The 20,284-nt window shown below is 68.6% G+C and carries 20 protein-coding genes and 1 pseudogene; 12 read left to right on the forward strand and 9 right to left on the reverse strand.

Annotation, left to right across the window (positions count from 1 at the left end; all coding sequences use genetic code 11):
* Window positions 1-9 precede the first annotated feature (9 nt).
* The gene (locus tag J2Z79_RS01675) at window positions 10-1,116 is read right to left on the reverse strand and encodes an acyltransferase (RefSeq protein ID WP_209465120.1); all 1,107 of its coding nucleotides are present in this window, start codon (window positions 1,114-1,116) and stop codon (window positions 10-12) included.
* 215 nt (window positions 1,117-1,331) lie between these two features.
* Here J2Z79_RS01675 and J2Z79_RS01680 point away from each other — a divergent pair, with 215 nt between their 5' ends.
* From J2Z79_RS01680 to J2Z79_RS01700, 5 genes and pseudogenes are all read left to right on the forward strand, one after another.
* Entirely contained in the window at window positions 1,332-1,835 is a 504-nt protein-coding gene (locus tag J2Z79_RS01680; protein ID WP_209465121.1) for a VUT family protein, read from the forward strand.
* A gap of 158 nt (window positions 1,836-1,993) precedes the next feature.
* Window positions 1,994-2,416 (forward strand): hypothetical protein, encoded by a 423-nt coding sequence (locus J2Z79_RS01685; RefSeq protein WP_209465122.1) that lies wholly within the window; start codon window positions 1,994-1,996, stop codon window positions 2,414-2,416.
* A gap of 216 nt (window positions 2,417-2,632) precedes the next feature.
* A pseudogene (locus J2Z79_RS01690) lies at window positions 2,633-2,926 on the forward strand (serpin family protein); the annotation flags it as partial.
* 35 nt (window positions 2,927-2,961) lie between these two features.
* Window positions 2,962-4,209: a serpin family protein gene (locus tag J2Z79_RS01695; protein ID WP_245301907.1), complete on the forward strand. Its 1,248-nt coding sequence runs from the start codon at window positions 2,962-2,964 to the stop codon at window positions 4,207-4,209.
* A 12-nt stretch (window positions 4,210-4,221) separates the two neighbouring features.
* Entirely contained in the window at window positions 4,222-5,478 is a 1,257-nt protein-coding gene (locus tag J2Z79_RS01700; protein ID WP_245301908.1) for a serpin family protein, read from the forward strand.
* A 3-nt stretch (window positions 5,479-5,481) separates the two neighbouring features.
* Here the strand turns inward: J2Z79_RS01700 and J2Z79_RS01705 are convergent, their stop codons facing one another.
* The 7 genes from J2Z79_RS01705 to J2Z79_RS01735 all read right to left on the reverse strand — a co-directional run bounded on the left by J2Z79_RS01705 (window position 5,482) and on the right by J2Z79_RS01735 (window position 12,699).
* The gene (locus tag J2Z79_RS01705; protein ID WP_209465123.1) at window positions 5,482-6,237 is read right to left on the reverse strand and encodes an SDR family NAD(P)-dependent oxidoreductase; all 756 of its coding nucleotides are present in this window, start codon (window positions 6,235-6,237) and stop codon (window positions 5,482-5,484) included.
* 198 nt (window positions 6,238-6,435) lie between these two features.
* Window positions 6,436-7,494: an ABC transporter substrate-binding protein gene (locus J2Z79_RS01710; protein WP_209465124.1), complete on the reverse strand. Its 1,059-nt coding sequence runs from the start codon at window positions 7,492-7,494 to the stop codon at window positions 6,436-6,438.
* 68 nt (window positions 7,495-7,562) lie between these two features.
* Window positions 7,563-8,366, reverse strand: coding sequence for an ABC transporter ATP-binding protein (locus J2Z79_RS01715; RefSeq protein ID WP_209465125.1), 804 nt, complete (start codon window positions 8,364-8,366; stop codon window positions 7,563-7,565).
* Window positions 8,363-9,238 (reverse strand): ABC transporter permease, encoded by an 876-nt coding sequence (locus tag J2Z79_RS01720; RefSeq protein WP_209465126.1) that lies wholly within the window; start codon window positions 9,236-9,238, stop codon window positions 8,363-8,365. Before J2Z79_RS01720 ends, J2Z79_RS01715 begins: the two co-directional genes overlap by 4 nt.
* Before the next feature lie 302 nt (window positions 9,239-9,540).
* Window positions 9,541-10,131: a hypothetical protein gene (locus J2Z79_RS01725; RefSeq protein ID WP_209465127.1), complete on the reverse strand. Its 591-nt coding sequence runs from the start codon at window positions 10,129-10,131 to the stop codon at window positions 9,541-9,543.
* A gap of 98 nt (window positions 10,132-10,229) precedes the next feature.
* Entirely contained in the window at window positions 10,230-11,645 is a 1,416-nt protein-coding gene (locus tag J2Z79_RS01730; RefSeq protein WP_209465128.1) for an MBOAT family O-acyltransferase, read from the reverse strand.
* Window positions 11,626-12,699, reverse strand: coding sequence for an SGNH/GDSL hydrolase family protein (locus J2Z79_RS01735; protein WP_209465129.1), 1,074 nt, complete (start codon window positions 12,697-12,699; stop codon window positions 11,626-11,628). The genes J2Z79_RS01730 and J2Z79_RS01735 overlap by 20 nt, the downstream gene beginning before the upstream one ends.
* A gap of 166 nt (window positions 12,700-12,865) precedes the next feature.
* Here J2Z79_RS01735 and J2Z79_RS01740 point away from each other — a divergent pair, with 166 nt between their 5' ends.
* Window positions 12,866-13,711 (forward strand): CPBP family glutamic-type intramembrane protease, encoded by an 846-nt coding sequence (locus J2Z79_RS01740; protein ID WP_209465130.1) that lies wholly within the window; start codon window positions 12,866-12,868, stop codon window positions 13,709-13,711.
* A 103-nt stretch (window positions 13,712-13,814) separates the two neighbouring features.
* Window positions 13,815-14,744: an ornithine carbamoyltransferase gene (gene argF, locus J2Z79_RS01745; protein WP_209465266.1), complete on the forward strand. Its 930-nt coding sequence runs from the start codon at window positions 13,815-13,817 to the stop codon at window positions 14,742-14,744.
* Window positions 14,745-14,829: 85 nt separating this feature from the next.
* On the opposite strand, the gene J2Z79_RS01750 is transcribed toward argF, so the two are convergent.
* A complete protein-coding gene (locus J2Z79_RS01750) occupies window positions 14,830-15,354 on the reverse strand; it encodes a DoxX family membrane protein (RefSeq protein WP_209465131.1) in 525 nt (174 codons plus the stop codon).
* 439 nt (window positions 15,355-15,793) lie between these two features.
* Here J2Z79_RS01750 and J2Z79_RS19240 point away from each other — a divergent pair, with 439 nt between their 5' ends.
* The 5 genes from J2Z79_RS19240 to J2Z79_RS01775 all read left to right on the forward strand — a co-directional run bounded on the left by J2Z79_RS19240 (window position 15,794) and on the right by J2Z79_RS01775 (window position 20,231).
* Window positions 15,794-15,994, forward strand: a complete 201-nt coding sequence (locus tag J2Z79_RS19240; protein ID WP_374711305.1) for a 4Fe-4S binding protein — start codon at window positions 15,794-15,796, stop codon at window positions 15,992-15,994.
* A 220-nt stretch (window positions 15,995-16,214) separates the two neighbouring features.
* A complete protein-coding gene (locus J2Z79_RS01760; protein WP_209465133.1) occupies window positions 16,215-17,882 on the forward strand; it encodes a long-chain-fatty-acid--CoA ligase in 1,668 nt (555 codons plus the stop codon).
* Complete coding sequence (locus J2Z79_RS01765) at window positions 17,883-18,524, forward strand: fatty acid metabolism transcriptional regulator FadR (protein ID WP_209465134.1); 642 nt, start codon at window positions 17,883-17,885, stop codon at window positions 18,522-18,524. It abuts the gene before it with no gap.
* Window positions 18,490-19,245 (forward strand): electron transfer flavoprotein subunit beta/FixA family protein, encoded by a 756-nt coding sequence (locus J2Z79_RS01770; protein ID WP_209465135.1) that lies wholly within the window; start codon window positions 18,490-18,492, stop codon window positions 19,243-19,245. Before J2Z79_RS01765 ends, J2Z79_RS01770 begins: the two co-directional genes overlap by 35 nt.
* 17 nt (window positions 19,246-19,262) lie before the next feature.
* On the forward strand, window positions 19,263-20,231 hold the full coding sequence (locus J2Z79_RS01775; RefSeq protein ID WP_209465136.1) for an electron transfer flavoprotein subunit alpha/FixB family protein: 969 nt from the start codon (window positions 19,263-19,265) through the stop codon (window positions 20,229-20,231).
* The last annotated feature ends 53 nt before the right edge of the window (window positions 20,232-20,284 follow it).

Here is a 20,284-nt window from a genome sequence, read left to right on the forward strand (position 1 = left end):
GTTGGCATACTACCTTGTGCGGCCCACGATCCAGTGGCCGAAGGGCAGGGCGGCGATGGCCCGGCTGAGCCAGTACGACCCCGTCAGCACGGCGGCGCTCACCAGCAGCAGGTACGGGGCCGGGCTCAGGCTCAGCGGCCGGAGGAGGCGGAGGAGGACCTCCAGCACGAGCGGGTGGACCAGGAAGATGCCGAAGGAGTGGTTGCCCAGCGCCAGCAGCAGCCTGCTCACGGGGTTATCCTGCTCCGTGACCCACCCGCCGAAGCCCAGCAGGGCGAAGGAAGCGACCAGGGAGTAGAGGTAGGCGGTGGGCCGGAAGCCCGAGGCGGCAAAGCCCACGCTCGCACCGTTCGCCATCAGGCCCATGTACTCCACCATCATCCAGGCCAGGAGGGCGGCGGCCAACCCGGTGAGGGGCCAGAGCAGCCGGCGGCAGGCCGTCAGCACCCGGCGCAGGTTGGCTGCGGTCCACACCCCGACGGCGAAGTAGCCGATCCACCAGGGGAAGAGCCGGTCGCGGAACCGGAGCAGGCCGACCAGCCAGGGGTTCGTGACCTGGTTGGTGAAGAGGCCGTAGAAGGTGTCCCACATCAGCACGCCCTGCAGGAGCAGGGCGCCGGCGACGATCCAGCCGAGCGCTCGGCTCCGGCCGAGGCCCCGGACCAGCGGGAAGAGCAGGTAGAACTGAAACACGAGGACGATGTAGTAGAGCTGGTACATGGCCGTTCCCTGGAAGGTGGCCAGCACGAAGGTGGCCGGCAGCTGCGCCCAGCTCCCCTCGATCGGCGCCCGGAACAGCAGGTAGAGCGCCGTCCAGACCAGGTAGGGAACGCCGATGGCCTGGAACCGCCGGTACAGGTACCTGCGGGTGTCGAACGCCGCCTGGGCGCCGCCATCGGCCCGCTGCGGCCCGTACGTGTGAAACAGCACGACGCCTGTGATCAGGACGAAGGCCGGAATGGAGAACCGGCTCCACTGGTTGATCAGGCTGGTGGCCAGGAAGGACGGAGCGTCGACGGGCAGGGCCGCCATGGGAGCGGCGGTGACGTGTATGAGGACTACCGCGATTGCGGATACCGCTCGGAGTACGTCCAGTTCGTGCACTCGACCGGGCATCGTGTTCCCCCTCGGGCTGTGCTAGCGGGCAGTATTCGCCAGACGGGGCCCGTCTTCCTGTGGGGCGCCTGCGGAACCCGGTCACGGCCCCAGGCCTCGACCAGGTTCTGGACGAATGGGTGCGCGGTGCGGTAGACTCTCTCCTGATAGGCCGCGACCCGCACGACCGCCGAGTCCCGGTCCATCGTGAAAGACGCCTGAAGGAGTCGAAGCGAATGCTCATTCTGCTGTACCTCGCGGCGATCGTGGCCGCCAACCTCTCGGTGGCCTACTTTGGCCCTTACGTCAGCATCATCAACTCGTTCCTCTTCATCGGCCTGGACATCACCACCCGGGACGCGCTGCACGAGCGGTGGGAGGGCAAGCACCTCTGGGCCAAGATGGCCCTGCTGATCCTGGCCGGCTCCGTGCTTTCCTGGGTGCTCAACCGCGACGCCGGCCGGATCGCCCTGGCCTCGTTCGTCGCCTTCGCCGCCGCCGGCGCCGCCGATACCGTCGTGTACCACCTGATGCGCCACCAGCCCAAGCTGCGGCGCGTGAACGGATCCAACACGGTGTCGGCCGCGGTGGATTCCGTGGTCTTCCCCACGCTGGCCTTCGGCATGCTCATGCCCACCATCGTGGCAGGCCAGTTCCTGGCCAAGGTGGCCGGCGGCTACATCTGGGCCTTGCTGCTGAATCGGCTGTTCTGGCGCCAGGAGCAGGTGCCGCAGCGCTGACGGCCCGCGGCACGGCGGACCATCCCGGTCTACATTGGACGCCCTAGATCCCGGGTGAACGCCCTAGGTAGAAAACCCTATTCCCCCCTCGACATCCAGAGAATCTTCTGGTATATTCGAAAGACAAACTACCGCTCTGAGTGGGAGAGGTGTGGGGGATGCGCTACCTGAGCGGCTGGATGTACGGGGTGGGGGCCCTGTATTTGCTCATGGCGTTCCTGTTCAACCCGTTGCTCGTCTCGTGGGTGCTGCCGCGCGTCGGGCTCGCGCTGGATGCCGACGGCCAGCTGGCGGACGGCGTCTTCTTCATCGGGGCGATCGTCGCGGTGCTGGGCGTCTTCCTCCTGCGCGGGGCGCGCCAGCCGCACCTGAACCGCGAGTTGGTCAAGCTCGCGATCTGGGTGGAGCTGATCGCCGGGCTGGTGCTGAACGTCTACCTGGCCGTCCGCGGGTACGGCCACCCCCTGGCGCTGGTCGCCTTCGGCCTCCTGCACGGCGCCATCGCGCTGGTGGGGCGCCACGCCCTCATCACCTGCAGGCGGCACCTGACGGCGGTGAAGCCGCTGAAGCGCGCGAGCTGACAAAGCGTACCATGTGGAGAGGAATCCCCGGAGGCGGTGGCGCCTCCGGGGTTCTGCATGACCGGACCTGTCCGTGCCCGCCTGAAACGCAGCGGCCGCCTCGCCCCGTCTCAGGGGTGGGAGGCGAGCGCGCCATGATGACGCCCGCCTGGGCGCCGCCTCTCTCGCCCGTCAGCTGGCGCGCACGCCGGCTCGACGCCCGCGGCCGAACAGACCAGGGCCAGGATTGAGAAACTATTCGAGGAGACCCTTGGCGGCAACACGGTGGTGGTGTTGGCCAGCGCGCTCTACTTCAGGGGTGCATGGAGCGAGGCCTTCGACCCGAAGCTGACCCGGGGCGGCACCTTCACCACCGCCGCCGGAGCCCGGCGCACGCTCCTCTTCATGGAGCGGGACGGCGAGGGGGAGAAGTTGACCAACCGGCCGTTCCTGGTGGCGATCCGTGACGATGAGACCGGCGCCCTGCTCTTCCTGAGCGCGGTGAGGGACCCCGGCCGGAGCGGCCGGTGACGTGCGGACGAGCGCACGGTACAGGAGGTGCGAAGATGATTATCCCGACGATCCTGCGGGCACCGACAGCGCTTCTGTTCCTGGGACTCTTCCTGGCGGCGTGCGGCAGCACGCTGCCCGGCCCCGGCAACGCGGGGCTGGCGGCTCCCCCGCCCCGCCCCGAATCGGTGAACCCGGAGCTGGCCAGGGCCGCCGACCGCTTCGGCGTCCGCCTGCTGCGGGCGGTGTACGCACAGCGGCCCGGGGAGAACCTCTTCCTGTCGCCCGCCAGCGCGCAGGTGATCCTCACCCTTGCCGCCAACGGCGCCCGGGGCGAGACGCAGCAGGAGATGCTCAGCGCCCTCGGCTACGGCGACATGGCCCTGGAGGCCGTCAACCAGGGCATGCGCGACCTGCGCGGCATCATGGCCCACCCCGGCGAGAAGGTCGAGCTGACCACGGCCAACGCCGTCTGGCATCAGAGGGGCATCACGGTGGCCCCCGACTTCCTGAGCGTGGCCACGCAGCAGTACGGGGCGCAGGTGAGCGAGACCACCTTCGGCCAGCCCGCAGCGGCCGAGGCCATCAACCGCTGGGTCTCCGATCAGACCCGCGGCCGGATCCCGCAGCTGGTGGACCGGACGCGCGAGGACGACCGGATGTGGCTCGTAAACGCGCTCTACTTCAAGGGGACGTGGCAGCAGCCGTTCGATCCTGCCCTGACCAGCGAGCGCCCCTTCCACCTGCCCGGAGGTGCCACCAGGGAGATCCCCTTCATGCACCAGACGAACGGCTTCGGCTACCTGAGCGAGGAGGGGCTCACCGGGGTTCGCCTGCCCTACGGCCAGGGCGACCTGGCGCTCTACCTGTTCATGCCTGACGAGTGGGAGGGCTTTGTGGAGGGGCTCACCCCCGAGCGGTACGCGGACTGGATCGCCGCGATGGGCCACCGGCGCATCCAACTCGCCGTGCCTAAGGTGAAACTGACCGACCGGGCCGAGCTGGTGGAGCCCCTGATGGCCATGGGCATGCAGCGGGCCTTCGTGCCCGGGCAGGCCGACCTGACCGGCCTGTTCACCGACAGCCCGGCGCTTTACATCAGCCGGGTGATCCAGAAGACCTTCCTGGAGATCAACGAGGAGGGGACGGAGGCGGCGGCTGCAACCGGGGTCGGCGTCACCCTCACCAGCGCGCCCGTCGACCCGCCTCCGGTGGTCGTGCTGGACCGGCCGTTCCTGCTGGCCATCCGTGACGACCGCACAGGCATCACCCTCTTCCTGGGCGCGATCGTCGATCCGGCGTAGGGGGTGCGCGGCATGCGGATACCGGACCGGAGACGTGCTGTGTTGGCCCCGCTCGCCGCAGCCCTGCTGGCGGCGCTGCTCCTGAGCGGCTGCGGGGTGGCCGGGCTGGCGGCGCATCCGCCCCGCCCCGCCTCGGTGGATCCCGCGCTGGCGCAGGCCGCTGACCGCTTCGGCGTCAGCCTGCTGCAGGCGGTCGCCGCGGCGCGGCCGGGCGAGAACCTGTTCCTCTCGCCCCTCAGCGCCCAGGTGATCCTGGGCCTCACCGCCAACGGCGCCAGGGGCGCGACGCAGGCGGAGATGCTCGAGGCGCTGGGCTACGGCGGCATGGACCTGGCCGCGGTCAACGCCGCCAACCAGGACCTGCGGGGGCTGCTGGCCGATCCCGACCCCCGGGTGGCGATCTCCACGGCCAACGCCATCTGGTACCAGAGCGGTTTCGCCGTGGAGCCGTCCTTCCGCCGGGTGGCCGAGGGCGAGTACGGGGCTGAGGTGCAGGCGACCCGCTTTGGCACGCCGGAGGCCGCCGCCGCCATCAACCGATGGGTGTCCCGCCGTACCCGCGGGCGCATTGCCCAGCTGGTCCAGGAGACCCACGCCGATCTGCGCATGGTGCTGGTGAACGCCCTCTACTTCAAGGGCGAGTGGGAGAAGCAGTTCAATCCCGGCCGCACGGAGCCCCGGCCCTTCCACCGGCTGGACGGGACCGAGGCAGAGGTTCCGTTCATGCACCAGACGGAGACCTTCGGCTACCTGGCGGAGGAGGGGCTCGTGGGCGTGCGCCTGCCCTACGGCGGGGGCGACCTCGCACTGTACGTCTTCATGCCGGACGAATGGGAGGGCTTCGTCGAAGGGCTCACCCCCGAGCGGTATCAGGGCTGGGTTGCCGCCATGGCGGAGGAGCGGGTCCGGCTGGCCTTCCCGAAGGTTCGGCTGACCGACCGGCACGAGCTCAACGACGCGCTGATGGCGCTGGGCATGGAGCGGGCCTTCGACCCCCAGCGGGCCGACTTCAGCGGGCTGTTCGAGGCCAGCGAGCCCCTGTACATCGACTGGGTCATTCAGAACACCTTCCTGGAGATCAACGAGGAGGGCACCGAGGCGGCCGCCGCAACCGCGGTGAGCACGAGGTCCGGCAGCGCGCCGCCCCGGGCGCTGCCCGAGGTGGTGCTGGACCGGCCCTTCCTGCTGGCGATCCGCGACGACCGCACCGGCGTCACGCTGTTCCTGGGGGCCATCGTCGACCCGGCCGGAGCAGAGCGCCGCGGTTGACGGCTATAGCACGGTCCAGCCGCCGTCAGCCACGAGCGTGGCGCCGGTGACGAAGCTGGAAGCGTCCGAGGCCAGGAAGAGCGCCACCTCTGCGATCTCGCTCGGCGCCGCGACCCTGGGGTTCAGCTCGTTGATCTTCATCAACCGCTGGAGTCCCTCCTCGTGGGGAGGTCCGCCCAGGCTGATGCCCGTGCCGACTGCGCCCGGGCAGAGCACGTTGCAGCGGATGCCCTTGCTGCCGTAGAACTGGGCGATGGACTTCGAGAGGCCGATCAGCCCGTGCTTCGAGGCGGTGTAGGCCGCGCCGCCCCGCCCACCGGTGACGCCGGCCACGGAAGAGACGTTGACGATGACCCCGCTGCCCTGCTTCACCATCGTGCCGAGGGCGCGCCGGCAGGCATAGAACGGGCCGTCGAGGTTGATGGTCAGCACCCTGCGCCACAGTTCGGTCTCCATTTCGCCCGCCGGCATGATGCGGTCCACCACACCGGCGTTGTTGACGAGCACGTCCAGCCGGCCGTAGGTCTCCACGGCGGCGTCCACCATGCGGTTCACCTCGTCCTCACGGGCGACGTCGGCTACGATGCCCGCGGCCGTCCCGCCGGCCGCCGTGATCTGCTGCACCACCTGGGATACCTTCTCACCGGCGATGTCCGATACCACGACCCGAGCCCCCTCCGCCGCAAAGCGCAGGGCGATCTCCCGGCCAATCCCTGCACCCGCTCCCGTAATCAACGCCACCTTGCCCACCAACCGCATTCTGGCATGCCTCCCTTGAGATTGTGGTTACTCGGGCTACAAGAGCCTGGCACGAGTGGGCAGCATGCGTCGCCTGCCCGTTCGCAGGGACGTATGCACCAGCACCTGGCTAGTATCTGGAGACAGGACCTGTGGATATGAGAAAGCGCTCCCCTTGACCGCAGTGCGGTCGCGGGGAGCGCCGTTTTCCGTTCCGTGTCACTCGCCGACCTTCTGGGCCTCCTCCAGCACAGCCGCCGGGATGTCGAGGCCGAGGATCTCCGCGGTCTTCGTGTTGACCATCAGGGTGAGGTCCTCGTTGTACCGCACGGGCAGGTCGCCCGGGTTCCTGCCCTCCAGCACGTCGACGATGATCTCGGCCGTCAGCTTGCCGTGCAGGTAGTAGTTCAGCCCGAGGGTCGCCAGGGCGCCCTGCTCGACGTAGCTCTCCACCGAGGAGATCGCCGGGATCTTCCGGGAGTTCGCGATCTCGATGACCGAGGCGACGCCCTGGGCGAGGGTGTTGTCGGTGATGAGGTAGAGCCCGTCAACCCGGCCCACCAGCGACTGGGCCGCCTGCTGCACCTCAGCGGCGTTGGCCACCATGGCCTCGACGACGCTTAGCCCCAGCTCGCCGGCAGCCGCCCGGATGTCGTTCATCAGGGCCACGGAGTTGGCCTCGCCGGCGTTGTAGATGACGCCGAGGTTTGCGACGTCGATCCCCAGCCGCTGGAAGAGCTCCATCTGCACCTTGACCGGCACCAGGTCAGACGCCCCGGTCACGTGGCCGCCGGGCTTCTGCAGATCGGCCACCAGGCCGGCCCCCACCGGGTCCGTGATGGCGCTGAAGATCACGGGGATCGGGTTGCTCTTCGTCGCCTGGACCGCCGCCTGCGCGCTGGGCGTGGCGATGGCGATGATCAGGTCTTTCTTGTCGGCCACGAACTTCTCCGCGATCTGCTGCGCGATCGTGGGCTCGCCCTGGGCCGACTGGAACTCGATCTTGATCTGCTGGCCGTCCACGTACCCGGCCTCAGCCAGCCCGTCGATGATGCCCTGCCGGGTTGCGTCCAGCGCCGGGTGCTCCACGATCTGGGTGAGGCCGATCTGGATCGGCCCCGCCGTGTTCTGCTGGCCCGAACCGGTCTGCTGGCTGCCCTGGGTGCTGTTCGAAGCCGACCCGGAGCTGCTGCCGGAACCCTGGGGCTGCGATGAGCCCCCGCCACACCCGGCCAGCACGAGCATGGCGGTGAGAAGCACTGCAAGCACTCGACGCACGGCGGATCGCCCTCCTCTGTCGCTCTGAAACTCTCTCTATATGGGAACCCCCGCGAAGGGAGAACCGCCTAGTCGGCCAGCACGGCCCGGTCGTAGTTGAACCCCTCGCCCCGCACCCGCTCGAAGGCGCTGCGCAGGCCGTCGATGGTGAGGCTCTGCTTCTCGGCGCCGCCGACGGTGAACAGGATGCGCCCCTCGTGCATCATGATCAGCCGGTCACCCAGCCGGATGGCCTGCTCCAGGTTGTGGGTGATCATCAGGGTCGTCAGCCGGTGCTGCCGTACCCAGCGGTTGGTCAGGTCGGCGATGAGCGATGCGGCGCGCGGGTCCAGGGCGGCGGTGTGCTCGTCCAGAAGCAGGATGTCCGGGCGCTGCAGGGTGGCCATCAGGAGGCTCAGGGCCTGCCGCTGGCCACCCGAGAGCAGGCCGACCCGGTCGTCCAGCCGCTTCTCCAGGCCGAGCCCCAGGTGGGCCAGCTCCTCCGCGAACTGCCGGCGCCTCCCCGCGTTCAGCGCCCACCGGAGCCCCCGGCTGCGCCCCCGGGCGAGGGCCAGGGCGAGGTTCTCCGCCACGGTCAGGCTCGGGGCGGTGCCCGCCAGGGGGTTCTGCAGCACCCGGCCGATGCGCCGGGCCCGCTCCACCTCCGACTGCCGGGTGACGTCGACGCCCTCCAGCAGGATCCTCCCCCGGTCGGGCGTGATGACCCCGGCGATGGAGTTGAGCAGGGTCGACTTGCCGGCGCCGTTGGACCCGACCACCGTGACGAACTCGCCGGGCGCCAGGTGCAGGTCGATGCCCCGCAGCGCCTTCACCTCGTTGACCGTCCCGGGGAAGAACGTCTTCTGCAGCCCCTCGATGGAGAGTCCGGTCACCGGGCCTCCCCCCCTTCCGCAAGGCGCACCGTCTTCTTGATCTGCGGCACGGAGAGTGCGAGGACCACCAGCGCAGCCGTGACCAGCTTCAGGTCGCTGGCCTGGAAGCCGGCCCTGAGCGCCAGGGCGAAGAGCGCACGGTATATGATGGAGCCCAGCAGGGCCGAGACGGTGGCCCGCGCCACGGTGGGGGTGCCGAAGAGCGTCTCGCCGATGATCAGGGCCGCCAGCGCCGCCACGATGGTGCCGATGCCCATCTGGGCGTCCGCAAACCCGCTGTACTGCGCCACCAGGGCGCCGCCCAGCCCCACGATGCCGTTGGAGAGCGTGAAGGCCAGCAGCCGCATCGAGTCGCTGCTCACGCCCAGCATGCGCACCATGGCGTCGTTGTCGCCCGTGGCCCGCAGGGCCAGGCCCAGCTCGGTGCGGAAGAACAGGTTGAGGACCAGTACCAGCAGCCCCGCGATGACGGCGAAGAGGGCCAGCTGGGCCCAATCGTCGTCCGGCACCAGCGTCCTGAGGTTGAAGAGGGCGATGTTGGAGCGCCCCATGATGCGCAGGTTGATCGAATAGAGGCCTGTCATGGTGATGATGCTGGCCAGGAGCGGCTGCACCTTCAGCCTGGTGTGGATGAGCCCGGTGATGGCGCCGCCGGCGGCGCCGGTCAGGAACCCGGCCAGGGTGGCGGGAAGCGGGTGGACCCCGAGCGTGAGCAGGCGTGCGGCGGTGGCCGCGCCGGTGGTCAGGGTTCCGTCAACCGTCAGGTCGGGCACGTTGACCACCCTGAACGTCATCCAGACGCCCAGGGCGACCAGCCCCCAGACCAGACCCTGTTGACAGACGGGCAGCAGGAAGTACAGGACGAAATCCATGAAGACGCCTCCATTTCGGAAACGGTCTGGCGATGGCGAAAACGAGAAGGGCGCCCGAGGGTGCGGGCGGCCCAGAGCTGGTGTTCCGGCGCGGTGGCGATGCTCCCCGTGACGTGCCCGGGAGGGATGACGCTGTAAGATTCACAGACTTGGGCACTATGATACTTTACCAAGGTGAAGCGTGTCAATAGGAAAAGGACGAATCATGCCGCAGAAACAACAGGATGGGGGCAGACTGGCTGCCCCCACAGTATAGCAGCCCGGGTGGGCGAAACCTGTCGAAACCTGGCGGCGCCGCTGCATCAGGCCTCGACCGGCGCCGAGAGGGCGATGAGGTAGCGGTCGCCCTCGGGCGAGCGCCGCTCCAGTGCGACCACGTAGCGGCGTCCCGGCTGGAGGCCGCGCACCACGGTGCCGTCGCCGGGAAAGGAGAGGTCTGCTGCGTGCACCTGACCGCCCACGGTGTCGAACACCCGCAGGCAGGGCTGCGTGGCCCGGAACCGCCTCTCCCCCAGCATGGTCCGCAGCCGCTCCTCGCCCCTGCCGCACAGTTCCCAGCGCACACGCAGGACCCCCGGGCCGTCGTCGGCGGCCTCGACGACGTCCGGCTGCTCCGGTTCCGGCGCCTGTTCCCAGTCGTCCGCCGCGTCCGCCTCGAAGGCCTGGTCGAGGGTGCCCGGATCAGGCGGCGGCGCGGCCGGAGGCTCGAGGGCCGGCTCGGCGGCCGGACCGGGCGCCACCTCCTCGGCCAGCTCCATGTCCGGGCCGCCGGCCAGCATCGGGCCCTGCGGGCGCCGGCCTGACGCGTGCCGGCGCCGGGCCCGGGCCTCCGCCGCCATGAACAGCAGGCCGGTGGCAATCAGGGCCAGCGCCAGCAAGAGCGGGAATCCCATGTCGTCGTCCTCCCCGGTCACATGCGTCCTAAGCGTGATTCTCTGACCGGAGAGGAGAGTTTATACACGCGCGCCTCCGCGCCTGCGCCCGCCCCCGTCTAGAAGCGGAAGTAGATGAAGGCGGCCTGCCTCGGCGCGGAGACGATGGCGATCAGCACCACCACCGCGGTGTAGGCCAGGGCCCGCACCGGGCTGGGCACCATTCGGGTCCAGAGGTCGTAGATCTCGGCCTGCCGGTGCCGGAACCAGAACTCGGCCACGTGAAGCAGCGCCAGGAAGACGATCAGGCCGAGGTAGAGGGCATTGATCCGGGTGAAGTGCAGGTCGGCCAGCGTCAGCATCTGGCGCACCATGTGCAGGGCGATCCGCGCCCCCTCGGCCCGGAAGAACACCCAGCCCACCGTCGTCGCCTGGAACATCAGGAAGACCGAGGCCCAGCGCACTGCCCGGTCGGGCAGGGGCCAGCGGAATCGGGTGAGGACGAAGCGCCGCCAGAGGCGATGGCCAACCGACAGCAGGCCGTGGTAGAGGCCCCAGAGCACGAAGGTCCAGGCGGCGCCGTGCCACAGTCCGGAGAGGCCCATGGCGGTCAGCAGGGCGGCTGCGGCCCGCCACTCCCCGCGGCGGGAGCCCCCGAGGGGGATATAGATGTAGTCCCGGATCCAGCGGGAGAGGGTGATGTGCCACCGGCGCCAGAACTCCGGCGGGTTCCCGGCCAGGTAGGGGGTGTCGAAGTTGGGCGTGAGGGTCAGGCCGAAGAGGTGGCCCACCCCCAGCGCCATGTCGCTGTAGGCGGAGAAGTCGAAGTAGATCTGGAAGGCGAAAAGGTAGGCGGCGATCCACGACTCGAGCGCACCCAGGTAGCTCGCCTGTGCGAAGAGGGAGTCGGCCAGCGGCGCCACCTGGTCGGCCAGGAGCACCTTCTTCAGGAGGCCGATGGTGAAGAGGAAGGCGCCCAGCTTGAACTCGCGGGGCTGAAACCGGATCCGGTCCTGGTTTTCCACCTGGGGCAGGAAGTCCTCCGCCCGCATGATCGGCCCGGCGATCAGCTGGCCGAAGAAGGCGATGAAGACCCAGAACTCCACGAGGCTGCGGGCCGGCGGCACCTGCCCCCGGTAGACGTCCACGAGGTAGGCGAGCAGCTGGAAGGTGTAGAAGCTGATGCCCACCGGGAGCACCAGCTGGAACAGGCGGGGATCGAGGCCCAGGTGCAGGAGCCGTTCCAGGTTGCTGACGGCGAAGGCGGTGTACTTGAAGATGCCCAGGTTGAGCAGGTTGGCCACGACGCCGGCCACCAGCAGGAGCCGGGGGCGAACGCCCCGGGCGATCGCGCGGGAGAGCCAGTAGGTGAGGGCCGACATCGCGAGGAACAGCAGGAGGTACTGCCATCCCGAGGCGGCGTAGAAGACGATGTTGGCCACCGCCAGCACGGGGATGCGCGTCCGGGGAAACAGCCAGTACAGCAGCAGTGCGGCCAGCATGGTCAGGACAAACTCAGGACTGTGAAACAGCAAGCGCGCCCACCTCCTCGAGGGTCTGCAGGATCATGCCAGCCAGGACCTTGTACCCCTCCGGCGTGAGGTGCACCTGGTCCGTGAAGAGCCCGTCGGGCAGGGCGCTCTCCCAGTTGCGGTAGACGGCGGGCTTCCCCTCGAACCAGGCGTCCACGGCCCGCAGGTTGGCCTGGTAGCCCGGGTGTGCGGTGTTCTCCGCCATCAGGACCTGGTTGGTGGGGCTCAGGAAGATGAGCGGGGGATGGTCGGCCGTCTTCGCCAGGATCCGCTGCAGGAAATCGACCTGCGGGTTGGCGGCCGTCATGTCGAAGGGCTCCGGGCTGAAGCTGCGCTGGTACATGTACTGCTTCATCAGCTCCGGCAGGCCGGGCTTGTCCGTCCACGGGCGGGTATCGTAGACCTCCTTCACGGAGCCCGCCACCCGGAAGAGCCGCTCCTTCAACACGGGCTGGTAGGCCAGCAGCGGGACGAGCCGGCGCAGACCGGCGTTCAGGCGCTCCACGGGCGTGCGGCTGACCGTGGCCTGCGGGTTCTCGATGATGCTGGTGCGGTAGCGGCTCCACGCCTCGGGATCCACCCGCTGCAGGTCGTCGCCCAGCCAGTAGACGATCGGGGCGCCGCCCTCCCGGTTGACGAAGCCGGCGTAGACGAGGTTGATCACCAGCCGGTCCGTGGCGATGCCCCGCCGGCGGAGCTTGTCCAGGACGATGTAAACGTCGCCGACCTGCATCGCGGGCTGGGCCAGGTTGAAGACCCGCAGGGGCCGGCCCTCGGCCTGGGCGAGCTGCTCCATGTAGTAGCCGATGGACTGCTCCGGGCCGCCGGGGCCGCTGTACATCACGGAGTCGCCCAGCAGGATCACGTAGTCCGTGAGCCCCTCGCGCCGGATCTCCCCCTCGATCTGGTCAAGCGCCAGGTCGAGCGTGTGCGGCCCCTCCTTGAACGCCTCGTACGGAATCCGGTAGTGGTACGTCCATGAGTCGGGCACGAGCAGGCCCAGTGCGAACTGAAGGACGAGCAGATAGACAATAGCGTACTTCCAGGTTGACGACACCGAGACTACTCCCTTCGTGGGCGGCTACCACGATTCGGCCGGGGGTCGTGGCACATATCGGACGAACTGCCGGCGGGTTGGGTTCCGGTTCCACCGCCTGGCGGAGAGGCTGTGCAGCGCCGGGCGATACAGGCTATACTTGTGAACAGTAAGGAGGCGATTACCGATGCCCGTCAGCCGATTCTGGTCCTCGGTGTGGACGGTTGTCGGCTTCCTGCTGCTGCTGGCGTTCCTCCAGGGCCTGGCCGACCGGGTGGCGATCCTCTTCGGCCTCCTGCCCTGGGTGGCGCCGGGCGTCGCCCAGTGGGCGCTGGCCGTCAGCCGCGCCGTCGTGCCCATCTGGGGCGCGCTCACCTACGTGGACTGGCGGTGGGGGTGGAAGTCCGACAACGCAGGTCTGCGCCAGACGCCCGCGGCGCGGTTCTGGCTGCTTCCCGGCCTGGCCGGGGGGCTGGCGCTCGCCGGGGCGGGTTTCCTGATCGCCAACTGGGGGCGCGTGCCCCAGCCGGACCTGGCGCCTGTGCCGCTGCTCCAGGCGGCCCTGGCCGCCGTGGCGCTGTTCGGCACTGAGCTTATCTTCCGCGGCATCCTCGCCTCCCGATTCGCCCAGGACCTCTCCGGCCGGGAAGCCCTGCTCCTGACGCTGGCCGGCCCGGTCGTCTGGGGCGTGTTCGCCCCCGTGATCGGGCAGATGTTCCTCGTGGATATCCCCCACCCTTCCATCGACGGGCTGGGGGCTGTGGCCCTCTCCCTTCTGCTGAGCCTGCTCTTCCTGCAGACGCAGTCCGCCTGGCTGGTGGCGGGCGTGCACATCGGGCTGGACCTGGGCCGGCGCCTGCTGGGGCTGGCCTTCTCCGACGCCGCGCTGTTCCTCGTCTCCGCCGTACCCGCGGCCGTGCTCTTCTGGCTGGAGTACGAGCGCATACGGCGCATCCGGCGGCCCGGTCCCCGCGGCGGCCCCAGGCGGGTGGTGTACGGCAAGACGGTCCGCGGCCCGTGGGGGCAGCACTAGGCCGGGGAAGGCCGGACGGTTTGCATCTTTATGCTTGCAAACTGCATAGATATGCGCTACACTCTTCTTCACCGAGGGTGGGGAGGTGCGGCGCGTGAAGGTGATGGCCCTGAAGGGGCGGGACTTCATCTCGCTCCACGACTGGAGCCGGGATGAGCTGGAAGAGGTGCTGTCGCTGGCGCAGTGGCAGAAGGCTCGCCTGAAGGAGGGCATCCAGGACGAGCCGCTCAAGGGCAAGCAGCTCGGCATGTACTTCGCCAAGCCCTCCACGCGCACACGCCTCTCATTCGAGGTGGGCATCCAGCAACTGGGCGGCAGGGGCCTCTTCCTCTCGGCCGAAGACCTGCAGCTCTCGCGGGGCGAGTCCATCGCCGACACCGCGCGGGTGATGAGCCGCTTCCTCGACGGCATCATGATCCGCACCTTTGCCCACCAGGACGTGGTCGAACTGGCCCGGTGGGCGACCGTGCCGGTGATCAACGGCCTCACCGACGAGGAGCACCCCTGCCAGGTGATGGCCGACCTGCTGACCATCCAGGAGCGGTTCGGCACGCTGGAGGGGATCAAGCTCGCCTACGTGGGCGACGGCAACAACATGGCCCACAGCCTGATGGACGGCGGCGCCAAGTTCGGCATGCACGTCACCGTGGCGAGCCCGGAGGGCTACAAGCCGGATCCGGGCCGGGTGGCCCGGGCGCAGGAGACGGCCGAGCGCCACGGCGGGCTCGTGGAGGTGCTGACCGATCCGGCGGAGGCCGTGAGGGGGGCGCACGTGGTCTACACCGACGTGTGGGTCAGCATGGGCCAGGAGCATGAGGCGGAGCAGCGGAGGGCCGCGTTCCGCGGGTATCAGGTCACGGAGAGCCTGATGCGCCTGGCCGCGCCGGACGCCATCTTCATGCACTGCCTGCCCGCCCACCGCGGCGAGGAGGTGGCCGCCGAGGTCATCGACGGGCCGCAGTCGGCCGTCTTCGACGAGGCCGAGAACAGGTTGCACGCCCAGAAGGCGATCATGACCCTCATCATGGGGTAGCGGACCGGACCGAAGCAAACGCATAAAGATACAGCCAGCACCGGCGTGCTGGCTGTTCTTGCTGGATATGCGCTTGTGGCTGCGGCTAGGCTGATGCCTTGGCCGTGGCCCCCTCGCCGCCGGTCAGGCGGGCGATGGCCGAGCGGAACGCAGGCCGGAACCAGTAGTCGACGCCGAGGTAGCCGGCGTAGGCGCCGCCCAGGGCGATCAGGACGAACTCGAGGGCGAGCAGGTTCGGGTTGCTGCTGATCGTGCCGCTCATGAGGAAGGAGAAGTTCATCACCATGCCCATGGTGGCGGCGAAGATGGTGGCGAAGCCCAGGATCAGCGCCAGGCCCACCAGGAACTCGCCGATGGGGACGAGGAAGTTGAACAGGCCGATGTTGGGAAGGGCGAAGTTCTCGAGGAAGGCGCCCCACCAGGCCTGCACGACCGGCTTCGCACCCTCGGAGGCGGGAACCGACTTGGCGATGGCGCCCTTGATGAAGCCCGAGGCGTCGAAGCCGCCCGTGAGCTTGCCCCAGCCGGCGTGCAGCCACTGGTAACCGACGTACAGACGGATCACGAGCCAGATCCAGCTACCCTTGGGGCCCTTGAAGAACTCCGTCATGCGATCTCCTCCTAAAAATAGCGATACACAAGAGCCGATGATAGAAATTCGACCGATATGTGCGAGCGAGGTGCAGGAGTGTTACAAACTCCTTACAGCCACACTGTAACACCGGACCTGCGCAACTCACCATCCGTCGTTGGGTTTATTGTGAATGATACTTTGGAACCATGGCAGCGCTACCGGTATTACCCCTTCGTGCCATTTCGCACACCCGGTCCATTGTGGATCAGTTCGGGCAAGCAGCACGCCATCGGTTCCAGACAGGGGGCAGAAAGGCGGACGCGCGTCGTCGGTCCGGTGGTCCACCGGGCGATTGCCCTAATGCCATCAAGGGGTCTTTCGCCCATGGTTACCTGTGGACGCGGTGTGTTACGCTGAGCACAGGACCACCCGGGGGGTGACCGACGTGCGCGGACTAAACCCGTTCGGGACCCTGATGGCGGCCGCCCGTCCGCCTTCGTCCCGAAATACAGATGAAGAGATACGCCCGTGCCACCTCTGCCTGAGGTGCGTTGAGGCCTGCCCCACGTCGGCGCTCGCCTACGAGCGCCCCCGGTGGCGGCTGGATCTGTCGCTGTGCATGGGGTGCCGCGACTGTACCGCCGTCTGTCCCAACCCCTTAATTCAAAGTTCCTGAGAGAAGTCCAGCACGGCCAGCATCCTGCGGGATGCTGGCCGTTTGCTGTCTGCGGGGCCACCGGCGAGAAGCGCGGTCGTGAACAAAATAACTATTAGCAAGCCTAGTCAGAAAGGAGGAGTTAGAGTGTTACATTCAGAATACAATGGGCCGAATGAATGGCCATTCATTCAGAGAACGGCGGGGAAGCGCTCCGGACTGACTAGGGGGAGGGGAGGATGTGTCGCAAGGATACGCAGCCAGACCGTGGTTGAGGGCCTACCCCGAGGAGGTGTCTCCCACACTCACCATTGAGGACGTGGCCCTGTACGACTTTCTGCGGCAGTCCGCCGAACGGTATGGCGATGCGACTGCAACGGTGTTCTACGGGGCCCGGCTCAGCTACCGACAGCTGTACGAACAGGCGCGCCGCGTGGCCGGCGGGCTCATCAACCTCGGCGTCAAGAAGGGCGACCGCGTGGCCATCATGCTGCCCAACTGCCCGCAGGCGGTGATCGCCTACTACGGGGCGCTGATGGCCGGGGCGGTGGTGGTGCAGGTCAACCCGCTCTACATGCCCCGCGAGCTGAAGCACCAGGTGGGCGACAGCGGTGCGCGGGTGATGATCGCCATCGACCTCGCCTACCCGAAGGTGAGCCAGCTGGCGCTGGAGCAGGTGATCTACACCGGCCTGCAGGACTACATGCCGGCGCCGGTGCGCTGGATTGCCCCGCTGAAGCTCAAGCCGCCGCGCATCGCCTACCGCAAGGGCGTCATGCCCTGGTCCGCCCTGGTGGCTGCGCCGCCCATCACCGCGCCGGTGCCCGTCACGCCGGCCGAGGACCTGGCGCTGCTCCAGTACACGGGCGCAACCACCGGCCTCCCCAAGGGCTGTATGCTGACCCACCGCAACCTGGTCGCCAACGTCATGCAGACCGAGGCGTGGCTCTACCGGGCCAAGCGGGGCCCGGAGCTCGTCACCCTTGCCGCGCTGCCCTTCTTCCACGTCTACGGCATGACCACGCTGATGAACTTCACCATCCGCATGGGCGGCACGATGGTCCTGCAGCCCAAGTTTGAGCCGCGCGAGGCGCTGAAGCTGATCCAGAGGTACCGCCCGTCCATCTTCCCCGGCGCCCCCACGATGTACGTGGGCATCAACCACCTGCCCGACGTGCAGCGGTACCGGCTGGACTCCATCGAAGCCTGCATCTCGGGCGCCGCGCCGCTGCCGGTGGAGGTGCAGACCACCTTCGAGCGCCTGACGGGCGGCCGGCTGGTGGAGGGCTACGGTCTGACCGAAGCCTCGCCGGTCACCCACGCCAACCCGATCTGGGGCCGGCGCAAGGAGGGCTCCATCGGCCTGCCCTGGCCGGAGACCGAGTGCCGGATCGTCGACCCGGAGACCGGCGAGGACGTGCCCGTGGGCGAGGTGGGTGAACTGCTCATCCGGGGCCCCCAGGTGATGAAGGGGTACTGGAACCAGCCCGAGGCGACCGCGGAGGCCCTGCGGGACGGCTGGCTCCACACCGGCGACATGGCCCGGATGGACGAAGAGGGCTACTTCTACATCGCCGACCGGAAGAAGGACCTGATCATCGCCGGCGGGTTCAACATCTACCCGCGCGAGGTGGAAGAGGTGCTCTACCTGCACCGGGGCATCAAGGAGGCCGCGGTGGTCGGCGTGCCCCACGAGTACCGCGGCGAGACGGTCAAGGCGTACATCGTGCCGAGGGAGGGCTACACCCTCGACCCCGCGGAGATCATGGAGTTCTGCCGTCAGCACCTGGCGGCGTACAAGATCCCTCGGATCATCGAGTTCCGGGAGGAGCTGCCCAAGTCCATCGTGGGCAAGGTCCTGCGCCGGGTTCTGCTCGAGGAAGAGCAGGGCCGGAAGGAGGTAGGCTAAGTGGCTCAGCGGAGCGGCGACAAGTACATCGCCATCCTGGACGCCGCTCAGCAGGTGATTGCCCGTCAGGGCTACCACAGTGCGCAGATCTCGCGCATCGCGGCCGAGGCCGGCGTGGCGGCGGGAACGGTCTACCTCTACTTCGAGAACAAGCCCGATCTGCTGGTCTGCCTCTTCCGCGAGCGGCTGCAGCTCCTGATCCGCGAGCAGCAGGAGGCCATCGCGGGGGTGAGCGATCCCCGGGAGAAGCTGCGCCGGGTGATCGCCCAGCACTTCCGCTCGCTGGGGAGCCGGCCCGACCTGGCCGCCGTCACGCAGATCGAGATGCGGCAGGCGGACACCCGGGTGCAGCAGCGGATCAGCGGCCTGATGAAGGGCTGGTTTGCCGTGGTCGATCAGGTGATTGCCGAGGGCCAGGCTGCGGGCCTCTTCACCCGCAACGTGCCGGCCAAGCAGATCCGCAACCTCATCTATGGCACCCTCGACCAGACCGTCACCGCATGGGTCCTGTCGGGGTTCAAGTTTGACCTCGAAGCGCTTGCAGAACCCACCTACAGGCTGATCGCACACGGCGTTATGGAAGACCGAGAAGGAGGTAGTGGCGCACATGGAAATCCTGGTGCTCCTCAAGCAGACCTTTGACACCGAGGCCAAGGTAACCGTCAAGGACGGCCGGGTGGTCGACGACGACGTCACGCTGGTGATCAACCCCTACGACGAGTACGCGGTGGAGGAGGCGCTCAAGATCCGCGAGGCTCACGGCGGCACCGTCACCGTGATCTCCGTCGGCGGCGACCGGGTCGACGAGGCCCTGCGCCGGGCCCTGGCCATGGGCGCCGACGAGGCCGTGGCCATCACGCCGCCCGAGAACGCCGACGAGTTCGTGGTGGCAAACCTGCTCGCCGCCTGGGCGAAGGGCAAGAGCTTCGACCTGCTCCTGGCCGGCAACGTGTCCGTGGACACCGGCGCAGGGCAGACGGCGCTGCGGGTCGCCGAGCTGCTGGGCATGCCGCACGTGGCGGCCGCGCTCAAGCTGGAGGTCGCCGGCGGCACGGCGACGGTGCACCGGGACGCCGAGGGCGACACCGAGGTGGTCACCGTGTCGCTGCCGGCGTTGATCACCGCCCAGCAGGGCCTGAACGAGCCCCGCTACCCGTCGGTCCCCGGCATCATGAAGGCCAAGCGGAAGCAGATCGCCCGCCTGACCGCCGCAGACCTGGGGGTGGACGTCGCCCCGAAGACGGCGATCACCTCCGTCTACCAGGCCACGCAGAACCGGCGGAACCGGATGCTGGGCGGAACGGCGGAGGAGCAGGCCCGCGAGCTGGTCAACCTGCTCCGCAGCGAAGCCAAGGTTGTATAGGGGAGGGCGCGAGGAATATGGCACGCAACATCCTGGTGGTCGCAGAGGTTCGCAACGGGCAGCTCCGCCCTGTGTCGTTCGAGTGCATCGCCGCCGGCCGGGCCATCGCCGAGGGCGGCAGCGTCACGGCTGTGCTGCTGTCGCAGGCGGATGTGGACGGCTCCGAGCTCATCGCGCGGGGTGCAGACCGGGTGGTCCTGGTCAAGGGCGAGCACCTGAAGGAGTACACCCCCGACGGCTGGCTGTCTGCGCTGCAGCAGGTCTACCTGGCCGAGAAGGCCGACGTGGTGCTGATGGGGCACACCGGCATCGGCCGCGACCTGCTCCCCCGGTTCGCCATGCGCAACGCCGCCGGCATGATCAGCGACGCCATCGCCGTCAAGCTGGAGGGCGGCCAGGTGGTCTTTACCCGGCCGATCTACGCCGGCAAGGCCTACGTCACCCAGATCGTCACCGAAGGTCTCATCGTCGCCACCATCCGGCCCAACAACGTGGCCGCCCTTGAGGCCGACGCCGGCCGCAGCGGCGACGTGGTCCAGTCTGAGGCTGCCCCCGTCGACCTGCGCACGGTGGTCAAGGAAGTCGTGCGGCAGGCCGCCACGGGCGTGGACCTCACCGCCGCCAAAATCGTGGTGGCCGGCGGCCGCGGCGTCAAGTCGGCCGAAGGGTTCAAGCCGCTGTACGAACTCGCCGAGGTGCTGGGAGCCGCAGTGGGCGCCAGCCGGGCCGCCGCCGACGCCGGGTTCTGCGACTACGCCCTGCAGATCGGCCAGACGGGCAAGACCGTCACCCCCGACCTCTACATCGCCTGCGGCATCTCCGGGGCGATTCAGCACCTGGCGGGCATGAGCGCCTCGAAGGTGATCGTGGCCATCAACAAGGATCCGGAGGCGCCGATCTTCAAGGTGGCCGACTACGGCATCGTCGGCGACCTGTTCGAGGTCGTGCCGCTGCTGACCAGGGAGTTCAAGGCGCTGCTCGGGTAGCGCTTGTGCAGCAGGGCTCGGCGCCCAGGGACCTCCCGGGCAGCGGGGCTCGG

Source organism: Symbiobacterium terraclitae (genome assembly GCF_017874315.1).
GTDB lineage: Bacteria > Bacillota > Sulfobacillia > Symbiobacteriales > Symbiobacteriaceae > Symbiobacterium > Symbiobacterium terraclitae.